Below are 21540 nucleotides of genomic sequence, written 5' to 3'. Positions count from 1 at the left end.
CAGAAGTTTCTATTTTCTTATATTCATGATCTAATATACAAAAAAAATAGGTCATGAATATGGTAAGCAATGAATCTCTCGAATGGGCGCAACTTATTTTCAGTAAAGCTAAGCTTAACGATCCTCGCCGCACTAAACGCCTTGTAAAGATAGCCGCTTCTTTGGCAAGTAATGCCGGTAAGTCCTTAATGTCATCTTGTCCAGACCCTGCAAGTATTGAAGGCGCATATCGCTTTATCCGTAACGATAATATTTCTGCTGATGACATTGCGCAAGCTGGGTTTGCGCATACTGACACCATCGTTAAAGAGCGACCACTCGTGCTTGCTCTTCAAGATACAACAGGGCTGAGCTATAAACATTCAGTATGTGATGAATTAGGTGAGGTCAATTCGGCATCTGATGAAAAGCGCAGCTCTAAAGGTCGCACTTTATACGCTCACTCAACACTGATGCTCGATGCAAATGAAGAAAAAGCAATAGGGCTTGCATACCAACATTACTGGTATAGAGAGAAGAAACAAACGGGTAAACAAAATACGCTGCAATGCCGTGATAGAGAGCTAAAAGAAAGCTACAAATGGCAAAATAATGTTGAAGAAGTTAAAGAGCGCCTTGGTGATTTAAGTAATGTAATAGACGTATGTGACCGCGAAGCGGACATGTATGAATACCTTGATTACCAAATACAAAATGAACACCGCTTTATTGTCAGAGCAAAAGACAATCGTCGTCTTGTAGGTGAATATCATAAATTAGAAGATATTTTACCGACACTCACTCCCGCAGGTCAGTATGAAATAGATATTCAACAAAGAGGCGGGAGAAAAGCACGAACAGCCCATATAGATGTAAGCTTTACATCGATTAAATTGAAAAAACCACAAAGAGCAAAAGGTGAAAAAGAAGCCCCGCTGACCCTCGTGGTATGCACGGAACAAAATAACGACAACAAGAATAAATTACAGTGGTTACTGTATACAACAGAGTCGGTTACAAATGCAGTAGAAGCAAGAAAAATAGCGCGTTATTACGAGTTAAGGTGGCGCATAGAAGAGTTCCATAAGATTTGGAAAACGGAAGGAACAGAAGTTGAAAAGTTACGCATGCAACACTTAGATAATTTAAAAAAGGCAGCAGTAATAGAGGCATTTATAGCGGTCAGACTTTTGCAATTAAGGGAGCTTGCTCAAAATAGAGAAGAAGCAGAAAAAATCAGCTGCGAAGTCTATTTAGACACATTAAGTTGGAAATTACTCTTTAAAGCGACAAATCAGCAGGCTGCACTGCCGAAGAAAGCCCCGTCGTTAAAGTGGGCATATTATGCGATAGCCAAATTGGGAGGTTGGCACGATAGTAAACGAACAGGGCGTGTTGGCACAAAAGCCATGTGGGATGGCTGGGTGAAGTTGGTATTTTTAGTCGAGTCCTATGCTTTTATGAAGGAACTCGACTTGTGATCAAGAGACAGGCTTTAAGCCGTCAGCTTTCAGTTTAGCTGATAGCTGTTACAACCCTTTCTTCACTAAGTATCTATACGGCACAGTATCGACTTCTTTGGCGACTAATGTGTGATCCATAAACCGGCAGAAGCTGGGGATGTCGCGGGTGGTGGAGGGGTCGTCGGCGATAATTAATAAGGTTTCGCCATTTTCCATTTTGCGTACCGCGCTTCTGATCATCATTACAGGCTCTGGGCAACGTAGGCCGATGGCGTCTAATTGGTGATCGGGGTTATCAAAACTCATGGCGGTGACCTTAAAGATAGTGGCGCTTAACGATTAATTTAAGGTTGCTAGTTTAACGGCCTAATCGCAATAAATAAAGTCACATCACGAATGCATATTCGGCCATAAAGGTAATTTGAAAAAGCACATAAAAAAACCGCGTTGATTTGTAAATCAACGCGGCTTTTTATACCAAGAGATGGTTAACGTGTTTCAGCTAATTAATCTTGAACACGTTCAAAAACGGTGGCGATGCCTTGGCCTAAACCAATACACATTGTCGCTAAACCGTATTTTGCGTTTTTGTCTTCCATTAAGTGGATTAATGAGGTGCTAATACGTGAGCCTGAACAACCCAAAGGATGACCAAGAGCGATAGCGCCGCCGTTTAAATTCACTTTTTCGTCAACTACATCGGCAAGACCTAAATCTTTTAATACTGGTAGTGATTGTGCTGCAAATGCTTCGTTAAGCTCAGCAACGTCGATATCATCAATAGTGATACCGGCTTGCGCGAGTGCTTTTTTACTTGCTGGTACTGGGCCGTAACCCATGATTGATGGATCGCAACCAGCAACCGCCATTGCTTTAACACGTGCACGAATTGGCAAGCCTAATGCTTTAGCTTTTTCTTCGCTCATTACTAACATTGCTGATGCGCCGTCAGAAAGTGCAGAAGATGTTCCCGCTGTTACTGAGCCCGATGCCGGATTAAACACAGGGCGAAGCTGTGATAAGCCTTCTACGGTTGTTTCTGGGCGAATTACTTCGTCATCTTCAACTAAAATCAGTGAGCCGTCTGCGTCATGACCTTCCATCGCAAGAATTTCACGGCGGAAACGTCCTTCAACTGTTGCTGCATGAGCACGCTGATGCGAGCGGTAAGCAAATTCATCTTGCTGCTGACGGCTAATGCCGTGAATAGTAGCAAGGTACTCAGCAGTTAAACCCATAGAGCCAGATGCTTGGGCAATCGACGTTGCCAGGCCTGGATGAAAATCATTACCGTGAGTCATTGGCACGTGGCCCATGTGCTCAACACCACCAATTAGGTAAGTATCACCGGCGCCGGTCATAATTGCGCGAGCTGCGTCATGCAATGCTTGCATTGATGAACCACATAAACGGTTAACGGTTACCGCAGGCACTGTGTGTGGAATGCCAGCAAGTAATGCGGCATTACGAGCAACGTTAAAACCTTGCTCTAATGTTTGCTGTACACAACCCCAATAGATGTCGTCAATCGATGCTGGATCAACCGCTGGGTTGCGATCAAGTAGGCCCTTCATTAAGTGAGCACTTAAATCTTCAGCACGCTTATTTTTAAATACACCGTTTTTTGAACGGCCCATTGGCGTACGGATACAATCTACAATTACTGGAATATTCATGGTCTTATCCTTCCACCTTATAGAAAACACGGCCTTCTTCAGCCCATTTACGAGTTTGTTCTGATACTTGGTAAATCGCACCAAGGTGAGCGTATTTGTCTGCCGTAGCAACAAAATTAGCCAGTCCTGTTTGATCTAAGTAACGGAACGCGCCGCCTCTAAATGGAGGGAAACCAATACCGTAAATAAGGGCCATATCAGCTTCTTGTGGAGAAGCTACAATGTTCTCTTGCAAGCAAAGCAGTACTTCGTTGATCATTGGTACCATACAGCGGTCGATAATTTCTTGCTTATCAAACTCTTTTGGAGCATCTGTGATTGAGCTAAGTAATTCAACTGCTTGCGGGTCTTGGGCTTTTTTCAAGCGACCACGTCTGTCAGGCGCATATTGATAGAAACCTGCTTTGTTCTTTTGACCAAAACGTTTTTCGTTAGCAAAAACAGTCACAGGATCTTTCTCTGCACGAGACATACGCTCAGGGAAACCATCTGCCATTACACCAGTACAATGGTAAGCTGTATCAATACCGACAACATCAAGTAGGTAAGCTGGACCCATTGGCCAGCCAAATACGTTCTCCATCACTTTATCTACTTTGGCAAAATCAGCGCCTTCAACAACTAATTTACTAAAGCCTGCAAAGTATGGGAATAAAACGCGGTTTACAAAGAAGCCAGGGCAGTCGTTAACTACAATTGGTGATTTACCTAGCTTTAAGGCGTAATCAACAACTGCATTAATGGTTTTTTCAGACGTTTTCTCGCCGCGGATAATTTCAACTAATGGCATTTTTGGCACTGGGTTAAAGAAGTGCATACCACAGAAATTTTCTGGCTTTTCAAGAGCTGTTGCTAACTCGTCAATACGAATAGTAGAAGTGTTAGAGGTTAAAATAGTGCCTGCTGGCATGTCTTTTTCTAGCTGTGCTAACACTGATTGCTTAACTTTCGGGTTTTCAACAACCGCTTCAACGATAATATCAGCACTTTGTAAGTCGCTATCGTTAAGGGTAGGTTTAATTTTGCCTAAAGTCGCAACCATTTTTTCCATAGCCATATGGCCACGTTGTACTTTTTGACCAAGCAGCTTAGAGGCTTCACCCATACCTAAATCAAGCGCATCTTGTTGGATGTCTTTCATGATAATAGGCGTGCCTTTATACGCAGATTGGTAAGCGATACCGCCGCCCATGATACCTGCGCCAAGTACAGCTGCTTGATTAATTGTTACATCACTGCCTTTAGCTTGCTTACGTGCTTTACCTTTGATGAACTGATCAGCAAGGAATATACCCGTTTGTGCGGCCGCTTCTGGGGTGCGAGCAAGCTTAGCAAAGTTGGCATTTTCGATTGCCATTGCTTCAGCGCGCTCACTGTTAGCGGCTGCTTTAATGGTGCGTACAGCCATAACTGGAGCAGGGTAATGGCCTTTGGTTTTACCCATTACCATGCCTTCAGCCATTGCAAAGCTCATACCTTGCTCAACGCGGTTTAATTTAAGCGGTTGCAGCTTAACGTTGCGTTTTGCTTGCCAATCCAGTTTGCCAGCAATTGCTAATTCAAGCGTTGAAATACCTGACTCTAAAAGTTTGTCAGCACTAACTACTGCATCAACTGCACCTACTTTAAGGGCATCTTCAGCGCGGTTTTCAGCACCTGAAGTGATCCAAAGCATGGCATTATCGGCACCAACGATGCGTGGTAAACGAACTGTGCCACCAAATCCAGGCATTATGCCTAGTTTCACTTCTGGAAGACCAATTTTAGCGTTAGAGCTTGCAACGCGATAATCGGTAGCAAGTACCCACTCACACCCACCACCAAGTGCTAAGCCGTTTATAGCGCTTAGAGTTGGGAAAGGTAAATCTTCTAATGCATCAAAAACATCAGTAGCATCTTTGATCCAGGTAACTAATTCAGCTTCTGGTTTAGTAAAGGTAGGTAAAAACTCGAAAATATCGGCACCAATAATAAAGTGGTCTTTATCACTGGTAAAAATCATGCCTTTGATATCAGTATTTGCTGCTAATTCTTTTAATGCAGATGCGCAATCTTTCAAGGTTTGCTGAGACAAAGTGTTTACAGAACCTGCAACACAAAACTTGAACTCGGCGATATTATCCTTGATGAAAGCAACTTCAAAGGAATCGCTTTTATATAACATTATTATTCTCCCTAGTGTGTGAACTAAGACTGGTACGATGAGTTTGCATTTCAATCAGTGTGCTTGCTTTAAATTAAAAATGCAACGAAAAATTTACCCACCAAGCTTTCTACTGGTTAAAATATAGCTTGTTTGGTGCTAAGGTGTAGGAGAAGTGTTTGTCTTTTATTTACCTTTGAATATTTAAGGTCATCATGAAAAAACAATTTTTAAGCTTTGCGGCAGCTGCATTATTATTTCCTTTATTTTCTGCCGAGGCTAATACAGAACATGACGCATTTTTAGATGCGGAGAAAACAGCTAGATATGGAAGCTATCAAGAGTTTAAGGAAGCTGTTGAGCAACTCGAACACCCATTAAAGCCTTATGTTGAAAAAGCATATTGGCAACGCCATCCAGATATTGAACACCAATCTGAAATTGAGCGTTATTTAACTATTTATGAAAATACGCCCTTGGAATGGCCAGTGCGTAAAGCCTGGTTGCTGAATTTACAAAAGCAAAATCGCAAAGCGGCTTTTATTAATAATTACCGCGAAACCTCAAACAGTGAATTGACCTGTACTTTTTTGCAATATCAGCTTGATCTAGGAGCGCCTGAAAAAGCGATTATGAATCAAGTGACTGATTTGTGGGCTGTTGGTAAGTCACAACCAGAAGAATGTGACCCACTATTTAATACCTGGCGTAAAAAAGGTTATATGAGCCAAGCGCTAATATGGCAGCGTATTACTTTGTCTGCGCAAGGGGGCTCACAAAGTTTACTGCCATACCTAAAAACCTTATTACCGAAAAATGAGCAATACTTAGCTGATTTTTATCGCAAAGTACGTAGCGATCCGAGTGCCGCTGCGGGCATGTACCGCTATAAAAATAAAACAGCGAAAGAAGGTGAAATTGCCCATTACGGTATTCAGCGATTAATTTGGCGAGATAAAACCTTAGCGCTTAAAGCATGGGAAAAGCTAGATAAAATGTTTGATTATTCAGACGAGCAAAAAGCCGATGTGTATTATACCTTTGCTTTAGCGCTGGCATCAAGTGGCCACCCCGAGGCGCGTTTTTGGTTGAGTAAAGTCCCTAAAGATCGTCAAGATCGTAAACTAATGCAATGGCAATTAGGCAACATGCTGAAAACCCGAGACTGGCCAGGTATCATTGCGCTTTTTACTGGCAAAGAAAACTTAAGTCTTGGCCAACAGTATTGGTTGGCTTACAGTTTAGAGCAACGTGGCGATAGTGAACGCGCTAAAGTAATTTGGCAAACCGTAGCGAAAGAGCGCGATTATTATGGCTTTTTAGCCGCTGCACGATTGGGTTTACCAGTAGAGCTTAATAACCAGCCATTGCTTGTTAGTGATAAATTAGTGGCTGACGTAGCGCAGGCACCCGGTTTTAAACGAGCAAAAGCTTTTTATGAACTTGAGCGTTTTACTTCAGCGCGCAGAGAGTGGAACTACTTAACGGGTACCTCGAGTGATGAAGAAAAGTTAGCCGCATCAAAACTAGCGGCAGAATTAGATTGGTACGACAGTACAATTTATACCTTGGCGCAAATTAAAGCATGGGACTATGTGGAATTGCGATTTCCATTTGCTTTTCAAGATTTATTTGAGCGCTACAGTAAACGCAATCACATTGATGTAACGTGGAGTATTGCTATTTCGCGTCGAGAAAGCTCTTTTGCACCTGATGCGCGCTCCCATGCTAATGCCCGTGGATTAATGCAGTTACTGCCAAGTACAGCAAAATATGTAAATAAAGGCACAGTCTCTAGTAAGCGGTTAAATCAGCCGAAAACGAATATACGCTTAGGCACTGAGTATTTAGAGTATTTAAAAAAGAAAAATCACGGTAATGAAATTCTGGCAACGGCTTCGTATAACGCGGGTTATCATCGAATCAAGAAGTGGCTACCTGATGAGGCTATACCGGCTGAATTATGGATAGAACTTATTCCGTATCGTGAAACGCGAGAGTATGTAAAAAATGTTTATGCTTATCGTCAAGTTTATCACACGCGTTTAGGACGCGAAGGAAACATATTGGCACCAATATTGGATATGAAGATGGGCGGCTAAGGCACAAGTGCTTTAGCGCATCTGCATTGGGGTTAAACAGGGTCTATGTTAGACTTGAAATAAGTTAAATTTAACAGATGGGTTTTCTATGGATAAATTAGCCGTTTTATACGCCGAACATATTGCAACACTGCAGCAGCGTACTCGTACTATTATTGAGCGTGAAGGATTAGAGGGTTTAGTGATCCATTCTGGACAAGCTAAACGCCAGTTTTTAGACGATATGTATTATCCGTTTAAAGTTAACCCGCATTTTAAAGCTTGGTTACCGGTCATTGATAATCCACATTGCTGGATTGTTATTAATGGCAGTGATAAACCAAAGCTTATTTTTTATCGCCCGGTTGATTTTTGGCATAAAGTACCAGATGAACCTCGCGATTTTTGGGCTGATTATTTTGATATCGAATTATTATTAAAGCCTGATCAAGTTGAACAGCTGTTACCTTACGATAAAGCAAATTATGCGTATATTGGTGAGTATCTAGAAGTAGCCCAAGCACTTGGTTTTAGCGTGATGAACCCTGAGCCGGTATTAAACTTTTTTAATTACCACCGTGCCTATAAAACGCAATACGAGCTTGAATGTTTACGCCAAGCAAACCGTATTGCCGTAGATGGCCATAAAGCTGCACGCGATACGTTTTTTAATGGTGGCTCTGAGTTTGATATTCAGCAAGCCTACTTAATTGCGACACGCCAAAGTGAAAATGAAATGCCATACGGCAATATCGTGGCACTTAACGAAAATTGCGCGATTTTGCATTACACTCATTTTGAGCCGCAAGCTCCGCATACACATCATTCATTTTTAATTGATGCGGGTGCCAATTTTAATGGCTACGCTGCCGATATTACGCGTACTTATGATTTTAAAAAATCTGGTGAGTTTGCTGAATTAATTGCAGCTATGACACAGCATCAAATCGCTTTGGGTCAAGCATTAAAGCCCGGTATGCTATACGGCGAATTGCATTTAGATTGCCATCAACGTGTTGCACAAGTACTCAGTGATTTTAATATTGTTAAGCTACCAGCGGCGGAAATTGTTGAACGTGGTATTACTTCAACCTTCTTCCCACATGGTCTTGGTCACCACTTAGGGCTACAGGTTCATGATATGGGTGGTTTTATGGCTGACGAGAAGGGCACTCATCAAGCACCGCCAGAAGGACACCCGTTCTTACGCTGTACTCGCTTAATTGAGAAAAACCAAGTGTTTACAATTGAGCCTGGTTTATACTTTATCGATTCACTGTTAGGTGACCTAGCGCAAACCGACCATAAGCAGTTTGTTAACTGGGATAAAGTTGAGGCGTTTAAGCCATTTGGTGGGATTCGAATCGAAGATAACATCATCGTTCACGAAGACAACCTTGAAAATATGACTCGCGATCTAGCATTAGATTAATCGTTTGTCAGGGTTAGAATTGGGGCCTATCGGCCCCATTTTTGTATAAGTACATAAAATAATGCCTGAATATAATTACCCCGCAGCTCCTGTTTTTTATCAAGAAGAGATAAAAAAAAGTACTTTTATTGTGCATATTGCACACACGCCTGATCTAGCATCAGCAAAAGCGTTTATTCGCGAAATTGAAAATAAATACAGTGATGCGCGTCATAATTGCTGGGCACATGTCGCAGGTAATCCAGGTGGCAGTCATGTTTATGGCTTTTCTGATGATGGCGAACCCAATGGTACTGCTGGCAAACCTATGCTCAATGTGTTGATAGGCTCTGGGCTCGGCGAAGTGACTGCAGTCGTAACTCGTTACTTTGGCGGCATAAAGCTGGGCACTGGCGGCCTCGTTAGAGCATACGGTGGATCGTTGAATAATGCTTTGGCGCAGTTAACAACGACAGTAAAGGTACCGAGTGTTGAGTTGATTGGCTATAGTGATTACAGTGCTCAAGGGGCAATCGAGCAGTTATTAAAAACACAATTTCAAGTTCTTAATATAGAAAAGCAATTTACTGCTAATATTGAATGGATTATCACTATTGATAGCCGCCAAGCTGCACAAGCGATTAAAGATATTTTTGATTTGAGTCATGGCGCGGTTGAGTTAAGTATTAAACAGTAAGACAATAACAATCCATCAGAACGATTAACTAATAATAAAAGCGATAGCTACATGCAATTTCGTACCATCATTAAAATTCTCGGCCAATTGGTTGTCCTGTTTAGTATTACTATGGTGCCGCCGGCAATTGTATCGCTAATTTATAAAGATGGTGGCGGTGTCCCTTTTGTATTGGCGTTTATCTTTAGCGTGATTATTGGCTTAGCTGCGTATTACCCGAATCGACAAGAGCATGGCGACTTAAAAGCGCGAGAAGGCTTTTTAATCGTGGTGTTATTTTGGTTGGTACTAGGGGCGTTCGCATCGCTGCCTTTGATTTTCCTACAAGAACCTAACTTATCTTTAGCTGATGCGGTATTTGAGGCCTTCTCTGGCTTAACCACAACGGGAGCCACAGTGCTCACCGGAATAGAATACTTGCCAAAGTCGGTATTGTTTTATCGCCAGCAACTGCAATGGTTTGGCGGTATGGGGATAATCGTGCTAGCGGTTGCGATTTTACCAATGCTTGGGGTCGGTGGTATGCAGTTATATCGCGCTGAAATTCCAGGTCCGATAAAAGACTCGAAAGTGACGCCACGTATTGCCGATACCGCTAAACACCTTTGGTATATTTATGTGTCACTCACCATTGCTTGTGCGTTGGCATATTGGGCGGCTGGAATGGACTGGTTTGATGCAATTTGTCATTCATTTTCCACAGTCGCGATTGGTGGATTCTCCACATACGATGCCTCTATGGGGCACTTTGACAGTCCATTAATTAACTTTATTTGCGTGATTTTTTTGATTATCGCTGCCGCTAATTTCACCTTGCATTATGCGGCCGTTTCTAGTCGAAATCTCAGAGTGTACATACGTGACCCTGAGTTTAAAGTGTTTTTGCTTATTCAACTGGTGCTAGTTGTGGTGTGCTTTGCGGTACTGTCATCGAATAATATTTATGCCAATGGCGACGAAACGCTTGATCAGGCACTGTTTCAGGCTGTATCAATTAGCACCACCGCAGGCTTCGCTACTGATAACTTTTCAGCTTGGCCGTTGTTCCTGCCAATACTGTTGATATTTTCTAGCTTTATAGGCGGCTGTGCGGGCTCCACTGGTGGAGGTATGAAAGTAGTGCGGGTATTTTTGCTTTACCTGCAAGGGGTGCGTGAGCTTAACCGGCTTGTCCACCCTCGTGCTATTTACTCTATAAAACTGGGACGTAAGGCGTTACCAGATAAAGTTGTTGAAGCTGTTTGGGGCTTTTTCTCTGCCTATGCCTTGGTGTTTGTGATCATCATGCTAGCATTAATGGGCACGGGGATGGATAACATAACGGCATTTTCTGCCACCGCCGCCTGTTTAAATAATTTAGGCCCTGGCTTAGGTGATGTTGCTGCACACTATGGTGCAATTAGTGATGGCGCTAAATGGTTATTAGCCATTGCTATGGTGTTTGGGCGGTTAGAAATATTTACCTTGTTAGTGTTGTTTACACCGACATTCTGGCGTGGCTAATAAAGAGTTAGCCATGGCGTTGTAAAGCTTGTTATGTGTTCTTAATTAATTATTTGTAGTTGGAAAGGTAAATGCCAAAAACAAGACACCAATTAAATTTAGAAAATCTTGCACTGATCACTGCTGGTAGTATCGTTGATGTTGAAATATTAACGCCAACAACCAGCAAGCGAATTAAAACGGAGTTTGTTGGCTTACTGCATGACCGCTTTGTTATTTTAAATTACCCAACGGCAAAGCGTTTAAGTAATGCCACTGAGTACCTTAAAGATGGTGTGGTAGTGATTGTTAGAGCCGTACTTGAAAGTGGCGGTGGGCAAGTTATCGCATTTCGACAGCACGTTATGTCGGTATCATCACACCCCGCACGGCTTATTTATCTCAACTTCCCAAGCCAAGTACAATTATTTAGTTTACGCTCAGAAACTCGGATCCCCACTTTATTGCCTGCAAAATTAAAGCTCAGTGACGAACGTGAACTACATGGCGTTATTAAAGATATCTCCGTAACAGGGGTGATGTTTGATATAAAAGGCCTGGATGATCTGAGTGAATTAAAAAATACCCAGTGTAATATTGTGCTCGATGAAAAAGATAAAGGCATCACTGAGTTCAGCGGACAAATATGCAGCATTAAAAGCCGAGCCGCTGGCGCGCAGTTTGGAATTCAATTAACTGCCAGCGAAGACGAAATGAAAGCCTTTATGAAAAAACACTTTATTGACCTCTCGGTGCTCGAAACGCTAGTCTAAATCTGTAGATATTCGCTATTTTGCAACAAAATAGCGAATAACACGCAACCCCACTCATTTCCCTGTGAATTTATTTTAATAGTCTTTTTTTATCAATGGGTTATTTTGTGTTTTTTATTTCAGTATTTATTTCCTAGTGTATTAATCCTGCCGGCTATCATTCCGCTTGCGCGTATTAAAGTGAACTTTATTAAATTTGCGTCTTTTTTGTTTTTTATAACTTTTTGATTTTAAATGATAAAACTTTTATAACACATTGCGTGTTGCTAAATAGCAACAAAAAATAGTAAAAATATTCAATAAAAACTCAAATTTAATTTTAACTTTATGATTTTTAATGTGTTTTAAATTGTGGCACTGAAGTTGTAATAGTCTAGTTGTACAGAACGAAATGGTGATTACCACTAACGTTCGAAACCATAAACATTGAAGGAATATTAATTATGAACACATTAAATAAAACATTAGCACTTATCGCATTAGCATCTTCATCAGCAGCATTTGCTGGTACTGACTTTGACACATTAGATGTTGATGGCAACGGCGCAATCAGCCAAAGCGAAGCATCAGTAGATGCAGAGCTAATGAGCAAATTTGCAGAGCTTGATACTGACGGCAACGGTGAACTTTCAAAAGAAGAATTTTCAAAAGCTTAATAACTTAATACAGAGTTTATCCTGAGTTGCCAAAGACAACCTAAGTAGGAAAGGACCCTATGATAAAGGATAACAAGGAAGATCTTTACTCACATTGAAAACCAGTATTGAAACCAATTTTTTGATAGTACATTGAAGGAATATTAATTATGAACACATTAAATAAAACATTAGCACTAATCGCACTTGCATCTTCTTCAGCAGCATTTGCTGCAACAGACTTCGATACCTTGGATGTTGATGGCAGTGGCACAATCAGCCAAAGCGAAGCGTCTGCTGATGCAGAGCTTATGAGCAAGTTTACTGAACTTGATACTGATGGTAACGGTGAGTTATCAAAAGAAGAGTTTTCAAACGCGTAATTCAACCTTCGCGCACAAGGAATCTCGAAAAGGATTTTACATTGATTACGTTCAAAAGCAGCCACCACCCCCAGGCTGCTTTTTTTCTGTTGGTATAATTTGGCAGCAATTTACAGTTTAACTAAATCAGCTTACTATCAAGTTCTTGATTCAAGGATGGACGTTGATTATGTTAAGTTACTTTGGCTTATACGGTGCATTTATTGCCAGTGTCTGGATTGTTGTTGGGGTGTATACCGCTGGCAAGCTTATAGCCATACAAAACAGTTTTGCAGCGAGCTCGGAGCTGCTGGTAGTCCTACAGAAAAACTCTCTCCTATTATTAATAACTACCCACTTGGTTTATTGTTTTGCTTGTTTGGCTGGTATGTCTTGCAACTGAAAAATACCCCAGTATTAATTACATTGGTTGGTTTTCTTGTCATTATTCATGGTGTAAGTACGTGGGTTGCCGGTTATTACCCTATGGATGCGGATCCTCAAACCAAAACACCGACTTTGAGTTGTCGAATTCACTCTTGGGCTGGCTTGGTAATGCTGATGTCTTTACTTATTGCGCCAATTCTTGTTGCTGTAAGTTCATATACTAGTATTTCATTTCGGCTTTTTTCAATTTTGTGTGTGTATTACCGGCTATCTTGTAATTTTGTTGGCAAGTGCTTTTAAGCAACAAGCTAATGCCGGCTTGTATCAACGGCTTGCCTATGGTGTGCAATTACTATGGTTAAGCGTATTTTCGTTAGTGATTTAATTCTCGTTTTTTAGTAGGAGGTACTTAATGTCTGAGTATGTAGCAAGTGTTGTCTGGTCTCGCCAAGCAAATGAGTTGTTTATCGATAATAAATATAGCCGCGCTCACCAGTGGCAATTTGATGGTGGAGCAACTATTGCTGCATCGTCTTCACCTGATATCGTACCATTACCTTATTCAGTTGCGGCAAATGTTGATCCAGAAGAGGCGTTTATTGCTTCACTATCCAGTTGTCATATGTTGTTCTTTTTATCTATTGCGGCGAAAAATAAACTTACGGTTGATAGCTATCAGGATGACGCAGTTGGTGTAATGCAGCACACTAATGATGGCCGCATGTCGATGACGCAAGTCACTTTAAAACCCTGTGTGCAATTTGCTAATAATGAGCAACTTAGCATAGTGGATTTGGAGGCCATGCATCATCAGGCTCATGAATTGTGTTTTATCGCCAATTCAGTGAAAACCGCTATTGTGATTGAAATTGTCCAGCCTTAACTAACTCCTGTCATATCGTTGCTATTGTTTTCGCATAATGGCAACAATCCCCACTTTTTAAATAAAAAAGCCTGCTTTTCTTATTTGTTTCGCGAATTTTATTTTATTTTTATTATCTTTCAATTGGTTATAAATTAAAAAATATTTATTTTTTATTAACTAAATTTGCTGTTCAGTTGTGGTTTGGGTCGCTGGGGTAGAAAATTCAATTGTTTTTGCTAGTACAGCTGTTTATGTGTCATTTTAATTAATTTTAACTATTTGATTTTAATGTGTTTATTAATCCTCATGAAATCTGCGTTGCTAAATTGCAACAAGTAAAGTCGCAAAAATTTCAAAAAACCACCAATAAATAAGTATAAATCATTGATTTGTAAGGTTAATTAAATGTTGGCATCGAAGTTGTAATACTCTAGTTGTATTGAACGAAAAGGTGATTATCACTACAACGTTCACCACCATAAACTTTGAAGGAAGATTTATTATGAACACATTAAATAAAACATTAGCACTTATCGCATTAGCATCTTCTTCTGCTGCATTCGCTGGCACTGATTTTGATACGTTAGACGTTGATGGTAGTGGCACTATAAGCCAAAGTGAAGCGGCCGTTGATGCTAAGCTGATGAGCCAGTTTGCAGAGCTTGATACTGACCAAAACGGTGAGTTATCAAAAGAAGAATTTTCAAAAGCGTAATTTCAGTTTCCACAAACAGGGATCTCTGAAAAGGATTTCTCTTATTTTAAATTATTAGGAATAACACTATGAAACACATTAATACAGCACTTGCAATTATTGCCCTAGCGGCTTCATCAACTGCGTTTGCAGCAGTTAGCTTCGATACTTTTGATACAGATGGCGATGGCGTTATCAGCCAAAAAGAAGCATCAGTAAATGCACAATTAGTTGAAATCTTCTCTGATTTAGATACTGATAGCAACGGTGAATTGTCAAAAGAAGAGTTTGCCAAAGTACAATAAACTGATAGAAATAACACTCCTACACAAAAAAGCAGCTTAGTTAAGCTGCTTTTTTTTGGTTAACTTGAATGGTTATAAGCTGTAGTCAAACTGCAGGGAGAATTTTCGCGGGGTGCCGTAGCGATATTGGTTATAAAAACCAATTTGGTTGTAATAGGTTTTATCAAATAAGTTATCTATATTTACGCTAACAGACATTTGAGAGTTAATTTGATAACTACTCATAAGGCTTGCGATGCCATAACTTGATTGCTCTACTTCAACTTGACCGTGTACTGGGTTTTTTACTTCATCATAGCTGCGACTTTGCCAGCGATAACCGCCACCGACTTTCAACCCTGTTACGAGGTGATCTAATTTATAAGTGGTAAATAACTTAAATTGATTTTTTGGGTTTGTAGTATTGAGATTGTCACCTTCGGGCGTTTCACCTTCGCTATAAGTGTAGCCAAAATAACCGTTCCAACTATCAGTAAATGCACCATTAAGTTCAAACTCAAGCCCTTGGGTGAGAGTACCATCAATTGGTTGATAAATTGCCTGAAGAGTGTCTGGAATTGTTTCGCCAGTATATTCGCCCACATTGTCTTGCTGAATTTCAAACCCCGATAGTGCAATGTCTAAACGCTCGTCCAATAATGAGCCCTTGATACCCAGCTCATAATTCTGACCTTGAATTGGGTCAAGGTAATTCCCATTTTTATCGACGCGGCTTTGCGGGGTAAATATATCGGTGTAGTTAGCATAAAGTGCCCAATTATCTGCCAAGCTATAAGTAGCACCTAAATAATTGGTCAGCTCGTTATCTAATTTATAATCATGTTGGCTGCCAAAGTTATCTTGGTTTGTTTGCCATTGATTTAATCGGCTTCCTAAAACTAATGAAAGTGAATTTGTTAGATTAAGTTGTGAAGCAAAGTACAAAGCATTTTGCTCTGTTGTGCCATAAGAGCCAAAGGCGGGGGTAGCTTGCCAAGTTGGTTTTGGGTAGTCATAATTTGGGGCTGTAAAATCGCCGATGATTTCTGCCTTTTCTTGCCCCGGGAAGTAGGGGGTTGCAAAATCTTGCTCTTGGCTATTGTAACCAAACATGGCTTGGTGGCTTTGACCTAACCAGTTAAATCTACCGGTAAGCTCTATCTCGTAGGTGCGCTGAATCCGCTTGGCATCGATAAAGTTTAATGAACCTGGTGTCATACCTATATTGGTTTGTGCGTCAGGGTGGCCAGTTGCCCAAAATACATCGTATTCCAACTCGTTGTTACCATATATATAGCTAGCACTGAGCTGCCAGTTTGCATTGAAGTAGTGTTCAATCTTTATAAAGCTATTGAGGGCGTCGGTTGTTGATGATGACCAACTAGGCGCTGTTGAAGTTTCTCGGTCATAGTTAGTACGGCTGCCATCGCTATAAAAAATAGGCAAACCACCAGACATCGTGCCTTTAGGCGTTGTTTTTTGGTTATCAATAGCCACCGTTAATAGCGTGTTATCGGTTAAATCAGCTTCAACAATACCGTATAACGTGGTTTTTTCTTGGCTGAACCTATCTTGATATGATTGCTGATCTTGATAGGCGAGTACGGCACGGGCACGCACTGTTTCACTGCTATTTAAACTACCCGATACATCAACAAGACCGCGATAATTCTGCCAAGATCCCACGGATGCAGTGAATTTTACTTGGTTTTGTACGGTAGGGCGCTTACGTATTAAGTTAATTGCTGCTGATGGATTACCTGCACCGAGCATTAACCCTGTGGCACCGCGAACAACTTCAATTCGCTCATAAATAGCAGTATCTGTTAAGTTATCGCCGTAATTAAATCGGGTATCATAAGTTGTTGCTATGCCATCATATAAAATACTGGTAACGCTAATCCCTCGGGCTGAAATTGAATATTTACCGTTGTCGGCTTCTCTGGCGTTGATGCCGGTTACGCTGGTGATGGCTTCAATAGCGCTATTTAATTGTTGATCGGCCATAAATTCACTGGTGATAGCGATAACCGATTGCGGGGTTTGTAGATGGGACAAATCTAACCCCGTCGCTGAGCTCATTGAGCTGACTTTATAGCCGCTATTTTGCTCGCCAACCACGGTGAGTTTTTCAATGTCTGTTTTTGTTTCGGCATGTGCATTAGCCGAGAGTCCGCACAAAAGAATGCTAATAACGCTGCAATATAGAGTACAAAGAGGGGTGTTTAAAGCTGGGTGCATCATCTGAGGAAATCCATTTAATGTTAAATAAGGTGAAATTAACTTTTCACAGAAAGAGTTGCTGCTTGATTATCAAACAGCAGCAGGGTAATGGATTTAGGTACGAAAGTAAATGCTTTTGAGATTTATTTTCATTTGCATGTTTAGGGGTGCACCTTTCGATACTTTAACTTTGTTCCGAAAGGTGAGTAGTGGCTTTTATAAAAAGATAGCGCTAACTTGGAATAGTTTTTCAACGACATTAATATGTTTTTTATCGATCAAAAACATAATAACGTGGTCGCCCGAGTGAATAACCGTATCATCGTGAGCAATGAGTACATCATCGTTACGAACAATCGCGCCAATAGTGGTACCTGCAGGCAGCTTAATATCAGCAATTGCCCGGCCGACAACTTTTGAGGTGTGTTCGTCGCCATGGGCCACCGCTTCAATGGCTTCTGCTGCGCCTTTACGCAATGAATACACATTAACAATATCGCCACGGCGAACATGTGTTAACAAGGCTGAAATGGTCGCTTGTTGTGGTGAAATGGCAATATCAATTTCGCCACCTTGCACTAAGTCAACATATGCACCGCGCTGAATAAGTACCATGGTTTTTTGCGCACCCATGCGTTTGGCCAGCATGGCAGACATAATATTTGCTTCATCATCATTGGTAACGGCAATGAATACATCAACTTGTTCAATGTGCTCTTCTGATAGCAACTCTTGATCTGACGCATCACCATAAAATACTACCGTATTATCAAGTACTTCCGATAGTTGTTCGGCGCGTTCTTTATTACGTTCAAGTAATTTTACACTGTGGTTTCTCTCAAGGGAGCGAGCAAGCCCAGCACCGATGTTACCGCCACCTGCAATCATAATTTTTTTGTATGAACGTTCTAGTTTTTGTAGTTCGTTCATTACAGCGCGAATATGTTTGGTGGCCGCAAGGAAAAAGACTTCATCATCTGCTTCAATGACTGTGGTACCTAGCGGCTTGATGGCTTTACCTTGGCGATAAATCGCAGCAACGCGGGTTTCAACGTTGGGTATGTGCTCTTTTAATGCGGATAGTGCATAACCTACCAGTAAGCCGCCGTAGTAGGCTTTAACGGCCACCAGTGAGAGCATACCATCACCGAATTCCAATACTTGTAATGCGCCGGGATAATCAATCAAACGACGAATATACTTAGTCACTAATTGCTCTGGTGCAATGTAGTGATCAACAGGTAAATCATCGTTTTGAAAGAGCTTTTCGCGGTACTTTAAGTATTGCTCTGAGCGAATTCGGGCAATTTTAGTGGGTGTATTAAAAATACTATAAGCGACTTGGCAAGCGACCATGTTCACTTCATCTGAACTGGTCACTGCGATGATCATATCGGCGTCTTCCGCACCGGCGCGGCGTAATACATCAGGGTGAGCACTGTGACCTCTAACTCCCTGTAGATCGTATTTATCTTGTAACTCACGTAATCGGTTGCCATCAATATCTACAACTGTGATTTCGTTTTGTTCACCTACCAGATTTTCAGCGAGTGTACCGCCTACTTGCCCTGCACCGAGTATGATTATTTTCATGGTTTACTAAAAGCTTCTTATGAGTGTGTTTTTACAAGCTTGGCATAATAAAATCCGTCACTCTCGCCTGGCAGCAACTGCAGTCCAGGGTTGCTTGGGGTATCGTTATCATGAAGCGGAATATGTTCAACATCGTTATTATTTGCTAAAAACTTAGCTACTTGCAGCTGGTTTTCTTGCGGCAATACTGAGCAGGTTGCATAAATTAGCGTGCCGCCTGGTTTTAATAACGGCCAAATGCTATTTAAAATATCGCCTTGCAATGTCGCTAGATCATTAATATCAGACGCACGACGTAGCCATTTTATATCTGGATGACGACGAATTACACCCGTTGCTGAGCAGGGCACATCTAGTAATATACGATCAAACTGACGCTCATCCCACCATTTATGTGGCTGTGACGCATCGGCACATTGTAAATCGGCACCTAAACCAATACGTACCAAGTTTTGCTTAACGCGTTCAAGGCGAGTGGCATCACTATCCAATGCCAGTACATCGGCATCTGCGAGCTCTAAAATATGACACGTTTTACCGCCAGGTGCTGCGCAGGCATCTAAAATATGCTCGTCGGCTTTTGGCTCTAAAAAGCGTGCTGCAAGTTGCGCTGCGGCATCTTGTACTGAGCATGCGCCGCTGTCGAATTCTGGCAACGAGAATACATCACGTGGCTTATCTAATTTAATACCGTCTGGAAAATCAGAGTTTAGCGTATGTTCAATGTCATTAGCCGTGAGCATTTCGCTATATTCAGCGGTGCTATATTGCGCCTGATTAACTCGCAACCACATGGGTGCTTGTTGCTGATTGGCTTCTAGCAGTGCTTGCCAAGAATCAGGATAAGCTTCTGTTACTTGTTTGATAAACCAGTTTGGATGGTTGTATAAACACACCGGTATTTGCTTGGCTTGTTCTTCTAGCTCTGCTTGTTGGCGTTGAAAACTACGTAAAATAGCGTTGATCAAACCTTTTAAACCCAACGCACGCAATTGTTCTAAGGCATTAACGGTTTCGCTAATGGCAGCATGCGGTGGAACCCGCATATGTTGTAGTTGGTAAATACCAACATACAGCAAGAACTGGAAAATACGGCGCTTGCCTTTAAGCGGTTGCTCAACTAAGTGTTGGCAATAGTTATCTAAACTTGGTAAATAACGCAATACGCCATAGCAAATTTGTTGTAAAAGGGCTTTATCTTTAGGCGATAAACCTTGGCTTGCAAACGGTAGCTCTTGATTGAGTGACGAGCCTTTATCAACCACGTTATATAAAGTTTCGGCGGCCAGCGCCCTGACATTACTCATTGTGTTCGCCTATTAGTGTGCCAGGGGTTACCCAGTCTGCTCGACCATTTAAAAAGTCTGTAACGGCCATTGGCTTTTTGCCTTGTGGCTGTAGTTGAGTGATATTCAGTGAGTTAGTCCCGCAGGCAATCACAATACCGTGTTTATCACTTTGTAGCACAGTACCGGCGTTACCTTGTTGTTCAACAACATTGGCTTGATAGATTTTAACCGTGTTGTCGCCCATTTGTGTAAAGCACACTGGCCAAGGATTGAATGAGCGGATATTGCGCTCTATTTGCGCCGCGTCCATCGACCAATCAATATTTGCTTCGTCTTTCGATAGTTTTTTAGCGTAATTGGCAAGTTCGTCATTTTGTACTTGCGGGGTAATTTCGCCATTGGCTAGTTTAGCAATGGTGTCGATTAATGCACCCGGGCCTAAATCGGCAAGCTTAGTGTATAAACTAGCGCTGGTCTCAGCGGCATCAATAGGGCAGCGGCTGATGTGTAACATATCGCCGGTATCTAAGCCTTCATCCATTTGCATGATAGTGACGCCGGTCTCTTCATCGCCCGCCCAGATAGCGCGTTGAATCGGTGCAGCGCCACGCCAGCGTGGTAAAATTGAACCATGTACATTCAAACAACCAAGCCGTGGCGCCTCTAAAATAGCTTTAGGCAATAATAGGCCATAGGCGACCACAATCATGATATCGGCATTTAAACTGCTTAATTCGCTAAGTGCGTCGTCACTTTTTAATGAAGCGGGTTGGAAAACGGGTAACTCGTGCTGTAAAGCAAGTTCTTTTACTTCACTGGCTTTGAGTTTTTTACCGCGACCAGCGGGGCGATCAGGTTGGCTGTAAACACCAACTATTTGATGCTCAGAATCAATTAGAGCCTGTAAATGGCGCGCAGCAAAATCGGGCGTACCGGCAAAAATAATGCGTAATGGTTGTGTCACTGAAATTCCTAATTATTTACTAAGGTACTTATTGCGCTGCTAACTTAGCTTCTTTTTCAAGCTTTTTACGAATACGTTGGCGCTTGAGTGGCGATAAATAATCGATAAATAATTTGCCTTGTAAGTGATCTAATTCGTGTTGAATACAAATTGCTAATAACTCATCGGCATCTAAACTGAACTCTTCGCCTTGTTCGTTTAGTGCGGTAACAGTGACGGTTTCTGCACGGTCAACTTTTGCATATGAGTGAGGTACTGATAAACAGCCTTCTTCACTAACCGTATTGCCATCTTGTTTAGTGATAGTAGGATTGATCAGCACTAATGGCTCATTACGTTCTTCAGAGACATCAATGACCACAATTCGTTGATGAATATCAACTTGTGTGGCAGCTAATCCAATGCCGTTTTCATCATACATAGTTTCCAGCATGTCTTTTACAATTTGGCGAACTTGATCGTCAACTTGTGTGACTTCTTTTGCTATAGTACGTAAACGCTCATCTGGAAATCTTAAAACTTCTAACCTAGCCATAGTA

General features: G+C 41.5%; 19 protein-coding genes and 1 pseudogene. 12 read left to right on the top strand and 8 right to left on the bottom strand.

The genetic code is table 11. The features are described 5' to 3' along the window. Window positions 1–59: 59 nt before the first annotated feature. Window positions 60–1460: an IS4 family transposase gene (locus tag NDQ71_RS11945; RefSeq protein ID WP_301561664.1), complete on the top strand. Its 1401-nt coding sequence runs from the start codon at window positions 60–62 to the stop codon at window positions 1458–1460. A gap of 48 nt (window positions 1461–1508) precedes the next feature. Here the strand turns inward: NDQ71_RS11945 and tusA are convergent, their stop codons facing one another. The 3 genes from tusA to fadB form a co-directional block, all read right to left on the bottom strand. Beyond that, window positions 1509–1748 (bottom strand): sulfurtransferase TusA, encoded by a 240-nt coding sequence (gene tusA, locus NDQ71_RS11940; RefSeq protein WP_192541285.1) that lies wholly within the window; start codon window positions 1746–1748, stop codon window positions 1509–1511. 200 nt (window positions 1749–1948) lie between these two features. Then, window positions 1949–3118: an acetyl-CoA C-acyltransferase FadA gene (gene fadA / locus NDQ71_RS11935; RefSeq protein ID WP_283709762.1), complete on the bottom strand. Its 1170-nt coding sequence runs from the start codon at window positions 3116–3118 to the stop codon at window positions 1949–1951. A gap of 4 nt (window positions 3119–3122) precedes the next feature. Further along, window positions 3123–5282, bottom strand: a complete 2160-nt coding sequence (gene fadB, locus NDQ71_RS11930; RefSeq protein ID WP_283709763.1) for a fatty acid oxidation complex subunit alpha FadB — start codon at window positions 5280–5282, stop codon at window positions 3123–3125. A gap of 194 nt (window positions 5283–5476) precedes the next feature. Here fadB and NDQ71_RS11925 point away from each other — a divergent pair, with 194 nt between their 5' ends. The 11 genes and pseudogenes from NDQ71_RS11925 (at window position 5477) to NDQ71_RS11875 (ending at window position 14953) form a co-directional block, all read left to right on the top strand. Next, window positions 5477–7363: a transglycosylase SLT domain-containing protein gene (locus tag NDQ71_RS11925; RefSeq protein WP_283709764.1), complete on the top strand. Its 1887-nt coding sequence runs from the start codon at window positions 5477–5479 to the stop codon at window positions 7361–7363. Window positions 7364–7451: 88 nt separating this feature from the next. Continuing rightward, on the top strand, window positions 7452–8774 hold the full coding sequence (gene pepQ, locus NDQ71_RS11920) for a Xaa-Pro dipeptidase (RefSeq protein WP_192541289.1): 1323 nt from the start codon (window positions 7452–7454) through the stop codon (window positions 8772–8774). 61 nt (window positions 8775–8835) lie between these two features. Next, a complete protein-coding gene (locus tag NDQ71_RS11915; protein WP_064668269.1) occupies window positions 8836–9450 on the top strand; it encodes a YigZ family protein in 615 nt (204 codons plus the stop codon). 51 nt (window positions 9451–9501) lie between these two features. Further along, window positions 9502–10953: a TrkH family potassium uptake protein gene (locus NDQ71_RS11910; RefSeq protein WP_192541290.1), complete on the top strand. Its 1452-nt coding sequence runs from the start codon at window positions 9502–9504 to the stop codon at window positions 10951–10953. Window positions 10954–11024: 71 nt separating this feature from the next. Further along, on the top strand, window positions 11025–11705 hold the full coding sequence (locus tag NDQ71_RS11905; protein ID WP_192541291.1) for a flagellar brake protein: 681 nt from the start codon (window positions 11025–11027) through the stop codon (window positions 11703–11705). 443 nt (window positions 11706–12148) lie between these two features. Then, a complete protein-coding gene (locus tag NDQ71_RS11900; protein ID WP_192541292.1) occupies window positions 12149–12361 on the top strand; it encodes a calmodulin in 213 nt (70 codons plus the stop codon). Window positions 12362–12510: 149 nt separating this feature from the next. Further along, complete coding sequence (locus NDQ71_RS11895) at window positions 12511–12723, top strand: EF-hand domain-containing protein (protein WP_192541293.1); 213 nt, start codon at window positions 12511–12513, stop codon at window positions 12721–12723. Between the two features lie 169 nt (window positions 12724–12892). Next, window positions 12893–13474, top strand: a pseudogene (locus NDQ71_RS11890) (DUF998 domain-containing protein). A 27-nt stretch (window positions 13475–13501) separates the two neighbouring features. After that, entirely contained in the window at window positions 13502–13972 is a 471-nt protein-coding gene (locus tag NDQ71_RS11885; protein WP_192541294.1) for an OsmC family protein, read from the top strand. A gap of 484 nt (window positions 13973–14456) precedes the next feature. After that, window positions 14457–14669, top strand: coding sequence for a calmodulin (locus tag NDQ71_RS11880; RefSeq protein ID WP_064668277.1), 213 nt, complete (start codon window positions 14457–14459; stop codon window positions 14667–14669). A 68-nt stretch (window positions 14670–14737) separates the two neighbouring features. Further along, entirely contained in the window at window positions 14738–14953 is a 216-nt protein-coding gene (locus NDQ71_RS11875; protein WP_064668278.1) for an EF-hand domain-containing protein, read from the top strand. 72 nt (window positions 14954–15025) lie between these two features. Here NDQ71_RS11875 and NDQ71_RS11870 read toward each other — a convergent pair whose 3' ends face one another. The 5 genes from NDQ71_RS11870 to def form a co-directional block, all read right to left on the bottom strand. After that, on the bottom strand, window positions 15026–17176 hold the full coding sequence (locus NDQ71_RS11870) for a TonB-dependent siderophore receptor (RefSeq protein WP_301561663.1): 2151 nt from the start codon (window positions 17174–17176) through the stop codon (window positions 15026–15028). A gap of 195 nt (window positions 17177–17371) precedes the next feature. Then, complete coding sequence (gene trkA, locus NDQ71_RS11865) at window positions 17372–18748, bottom strand: Trk system potassium transporter TrkA (protein WP_192542972.1); 1377 nt, start codon at window positions 18746–18748, stop codon at window positions 17372–17374. Window positions 18749–18765: 17 nt separating this feature from the next. Further along, the gene (gene rsmB / locus NDQ71_RS11860) at window positions 18766–20055 is read right to left on the bottom strand and encodes a 16S rRNA (cytosine(967)-C(5))-methyltransferase RsmB (protein WP_192542973.1); all 1290 of its coding nucleotides are present in this window, start codon (window positions 20053–20055) and stop codon (window positions 18766–18768) included. Then, window positions 20048–21001 carry a methionyl-tRNA formyltransferase gene (fmt, locus tag NDQ71_RS11855; protein ID WP_192542974.1) on the bottom strand — a complete coding sequence of 318 codons (954 nt, stop codon included), beginning with the start codon at window positions 20999–21001 and terminating at the stop codon, window positions 20048–20050. The genes rsmB and fmt overlap by 8 nt, the downstream gene beginning before the upstream one ends. Before the next feature lie 28 nt (window positions 21002–21029). Continuing rightward, window positions 21030–21536, bottom strand: a complete 507-nt coding sequence (def, locus tag NDQ71_RS11850) for a peptide deformylase (RefSeq protein WP_064668282.1) — start codon at window positions 21534–21536, stop codon at window positions 21030–21032. Between the last annotated feature and the right edge of the window lie 4 nt (window positions 21537–21540).

The sequence above is a fragment of the Pseudoalteromonas sp. KG3 genome, assembly GCF_030436385.1.
Lineage (GTDB): Bacteria > Pseudomonadota > Gammaproteobacteria > Enterobacterales > Alteromonadaceae > Pseudoalteromonas > Pseudoalteromonas prydzensis.
Note: the sequence above shows the minus strand (reverse complement) of the source record. Positions and strands in the feature narration are given on the sequence as shown.

What these genes read in the sequence shown, in the direction of transcription:
- NDQ71_RS11945 (WP_301561664.1), top strand. Translation starts at nt 60, where the DNA reads ATGGTAAGCAATGAATCTCTCGAATGGGCGCAACTTATTTTCAGTAAA.
- tusA (WP_192541285.1), bottom strand. Translation starts at nt 1,748, where the DNA reads ATGAGTTTTGATAACCCCGATCACCAATTAGACGCCATCGGCCTACGT.
- fadA (WP_283709762.1), bottom strand. Translation starts at nt 3,118, where the DNA reads ATGAATATTCCAGTAATTGTAGATTGTATCCGTACGCCAATGGGCCGT.
- fadB (WP_283709763.1), bottom strand. Translation starts at nt 5,282, where the DNA reads ATGTTATATAAAAGCGATTCCTTTGAAGTTGCTTTCATCAAGGATAAT.
- NDQ71_RS11925 (WP_283709764.1), top strand. Translation starts at nt 5,477, where the DNA reads ATGAAAAAACAATTTTTAAGCTTTGCGGCAGCTGCATTATTATTTCCT.
- pepQ (WP_192541289.1), top strand. Translation starts at nt 7,452, where the DNA reads ATGGATAAATTAGCCGTTTTATACGCCGAACATATTGCAACACTGCAG.
- NDQ71_RS11915 (WP_064668269.1), top strand. Translation starts at nt 8,836, where the DNA reads ATGCCTGAATATAATTACCCCGCAGCTCCTGTTTTTTATCAAGAAGAG.
- NDQ71_RS11910 (WP_192541290.1), top strand. Translation starts at nt 9,502, where the DNA reads ATGCAATTTCGTACCATCATTAAAATTCTCGGCCAATTGGTTGTCCTG.
- NDQ71_RS11905 (WP_192541291.1), top strand. Translation starts at nt 11,025, where the DNA reads ATGCCAAAAACAAGACACCAATTAAATTTAGAAAATCTTGCACTGATC.
- NDQ71_RS11900 (WP_192541292.1), top strand. Translation starts at nt 12,149, where the DNA reads ATGAACACATTAAATAAAACATTAGCACTTATCGCATTAGCATCTTCA.
- NDQ71_RS11895 (WP_192541293.1), top strand. Translation starts at nt 12,511, where the DNA reads ATGAACACATTAAATAAAACATTAGCACTAATCGCACTTGCATCTTCT.
- NDQ71_RS11885 (WP_192541294.1), top strand. Translation starts at nt 13,502, where the DNA reads ATGTCTGAGTATGTAGCAAGTGTTGTCTGGTCTCGCCAAGCAAATGAG.
- NDQ71_RS11880 (WP_064668277.1), top strand. Translation starts at nt 14,457, where the DNA reads ATGAACACATTAAATAAAACATTAGCACTTATCGCATTAGCATCTTCT.
- NDQ71_RS11875 (WP_064668278.1), top strand. Translation starts at nt 14,738, where the DNA reads ATGAAACACATTAATACAGCACTTGCAATTATTGCCCTAGCGGCTTCA.
- NDQ71_RS11870 (WP_301561663.1), bottom strand. Translation starts at nt 17,176, where the DNA reads ATGATGCACCCAGCTTTAAACACCCCTCTTTGTACTCTATATTGCAGC.
- trkA (WP_192542972.1), bottom strand. Translation starts at nt 18,748, where the DNA reads ATGAAAATAATCATACTCGGTGCAGGGCAAGTAGGCGGTACACTCGCT.
- rsmB (WP_192542973.1), bottom strand. Translation starts at nt 20,055, where the DNA reads ATGAGTAATGTCAGGGCGCTGGCCGCCGAAACTTTATATAACGTGGTT.
- def (WP_064668282.1), bottom strand. Translation starts at nt 21,536, where the DNA reads ATGGCTAGGTTAGAAGTTTTAAGATTTCCAGATGAGCGTTTACGTACT.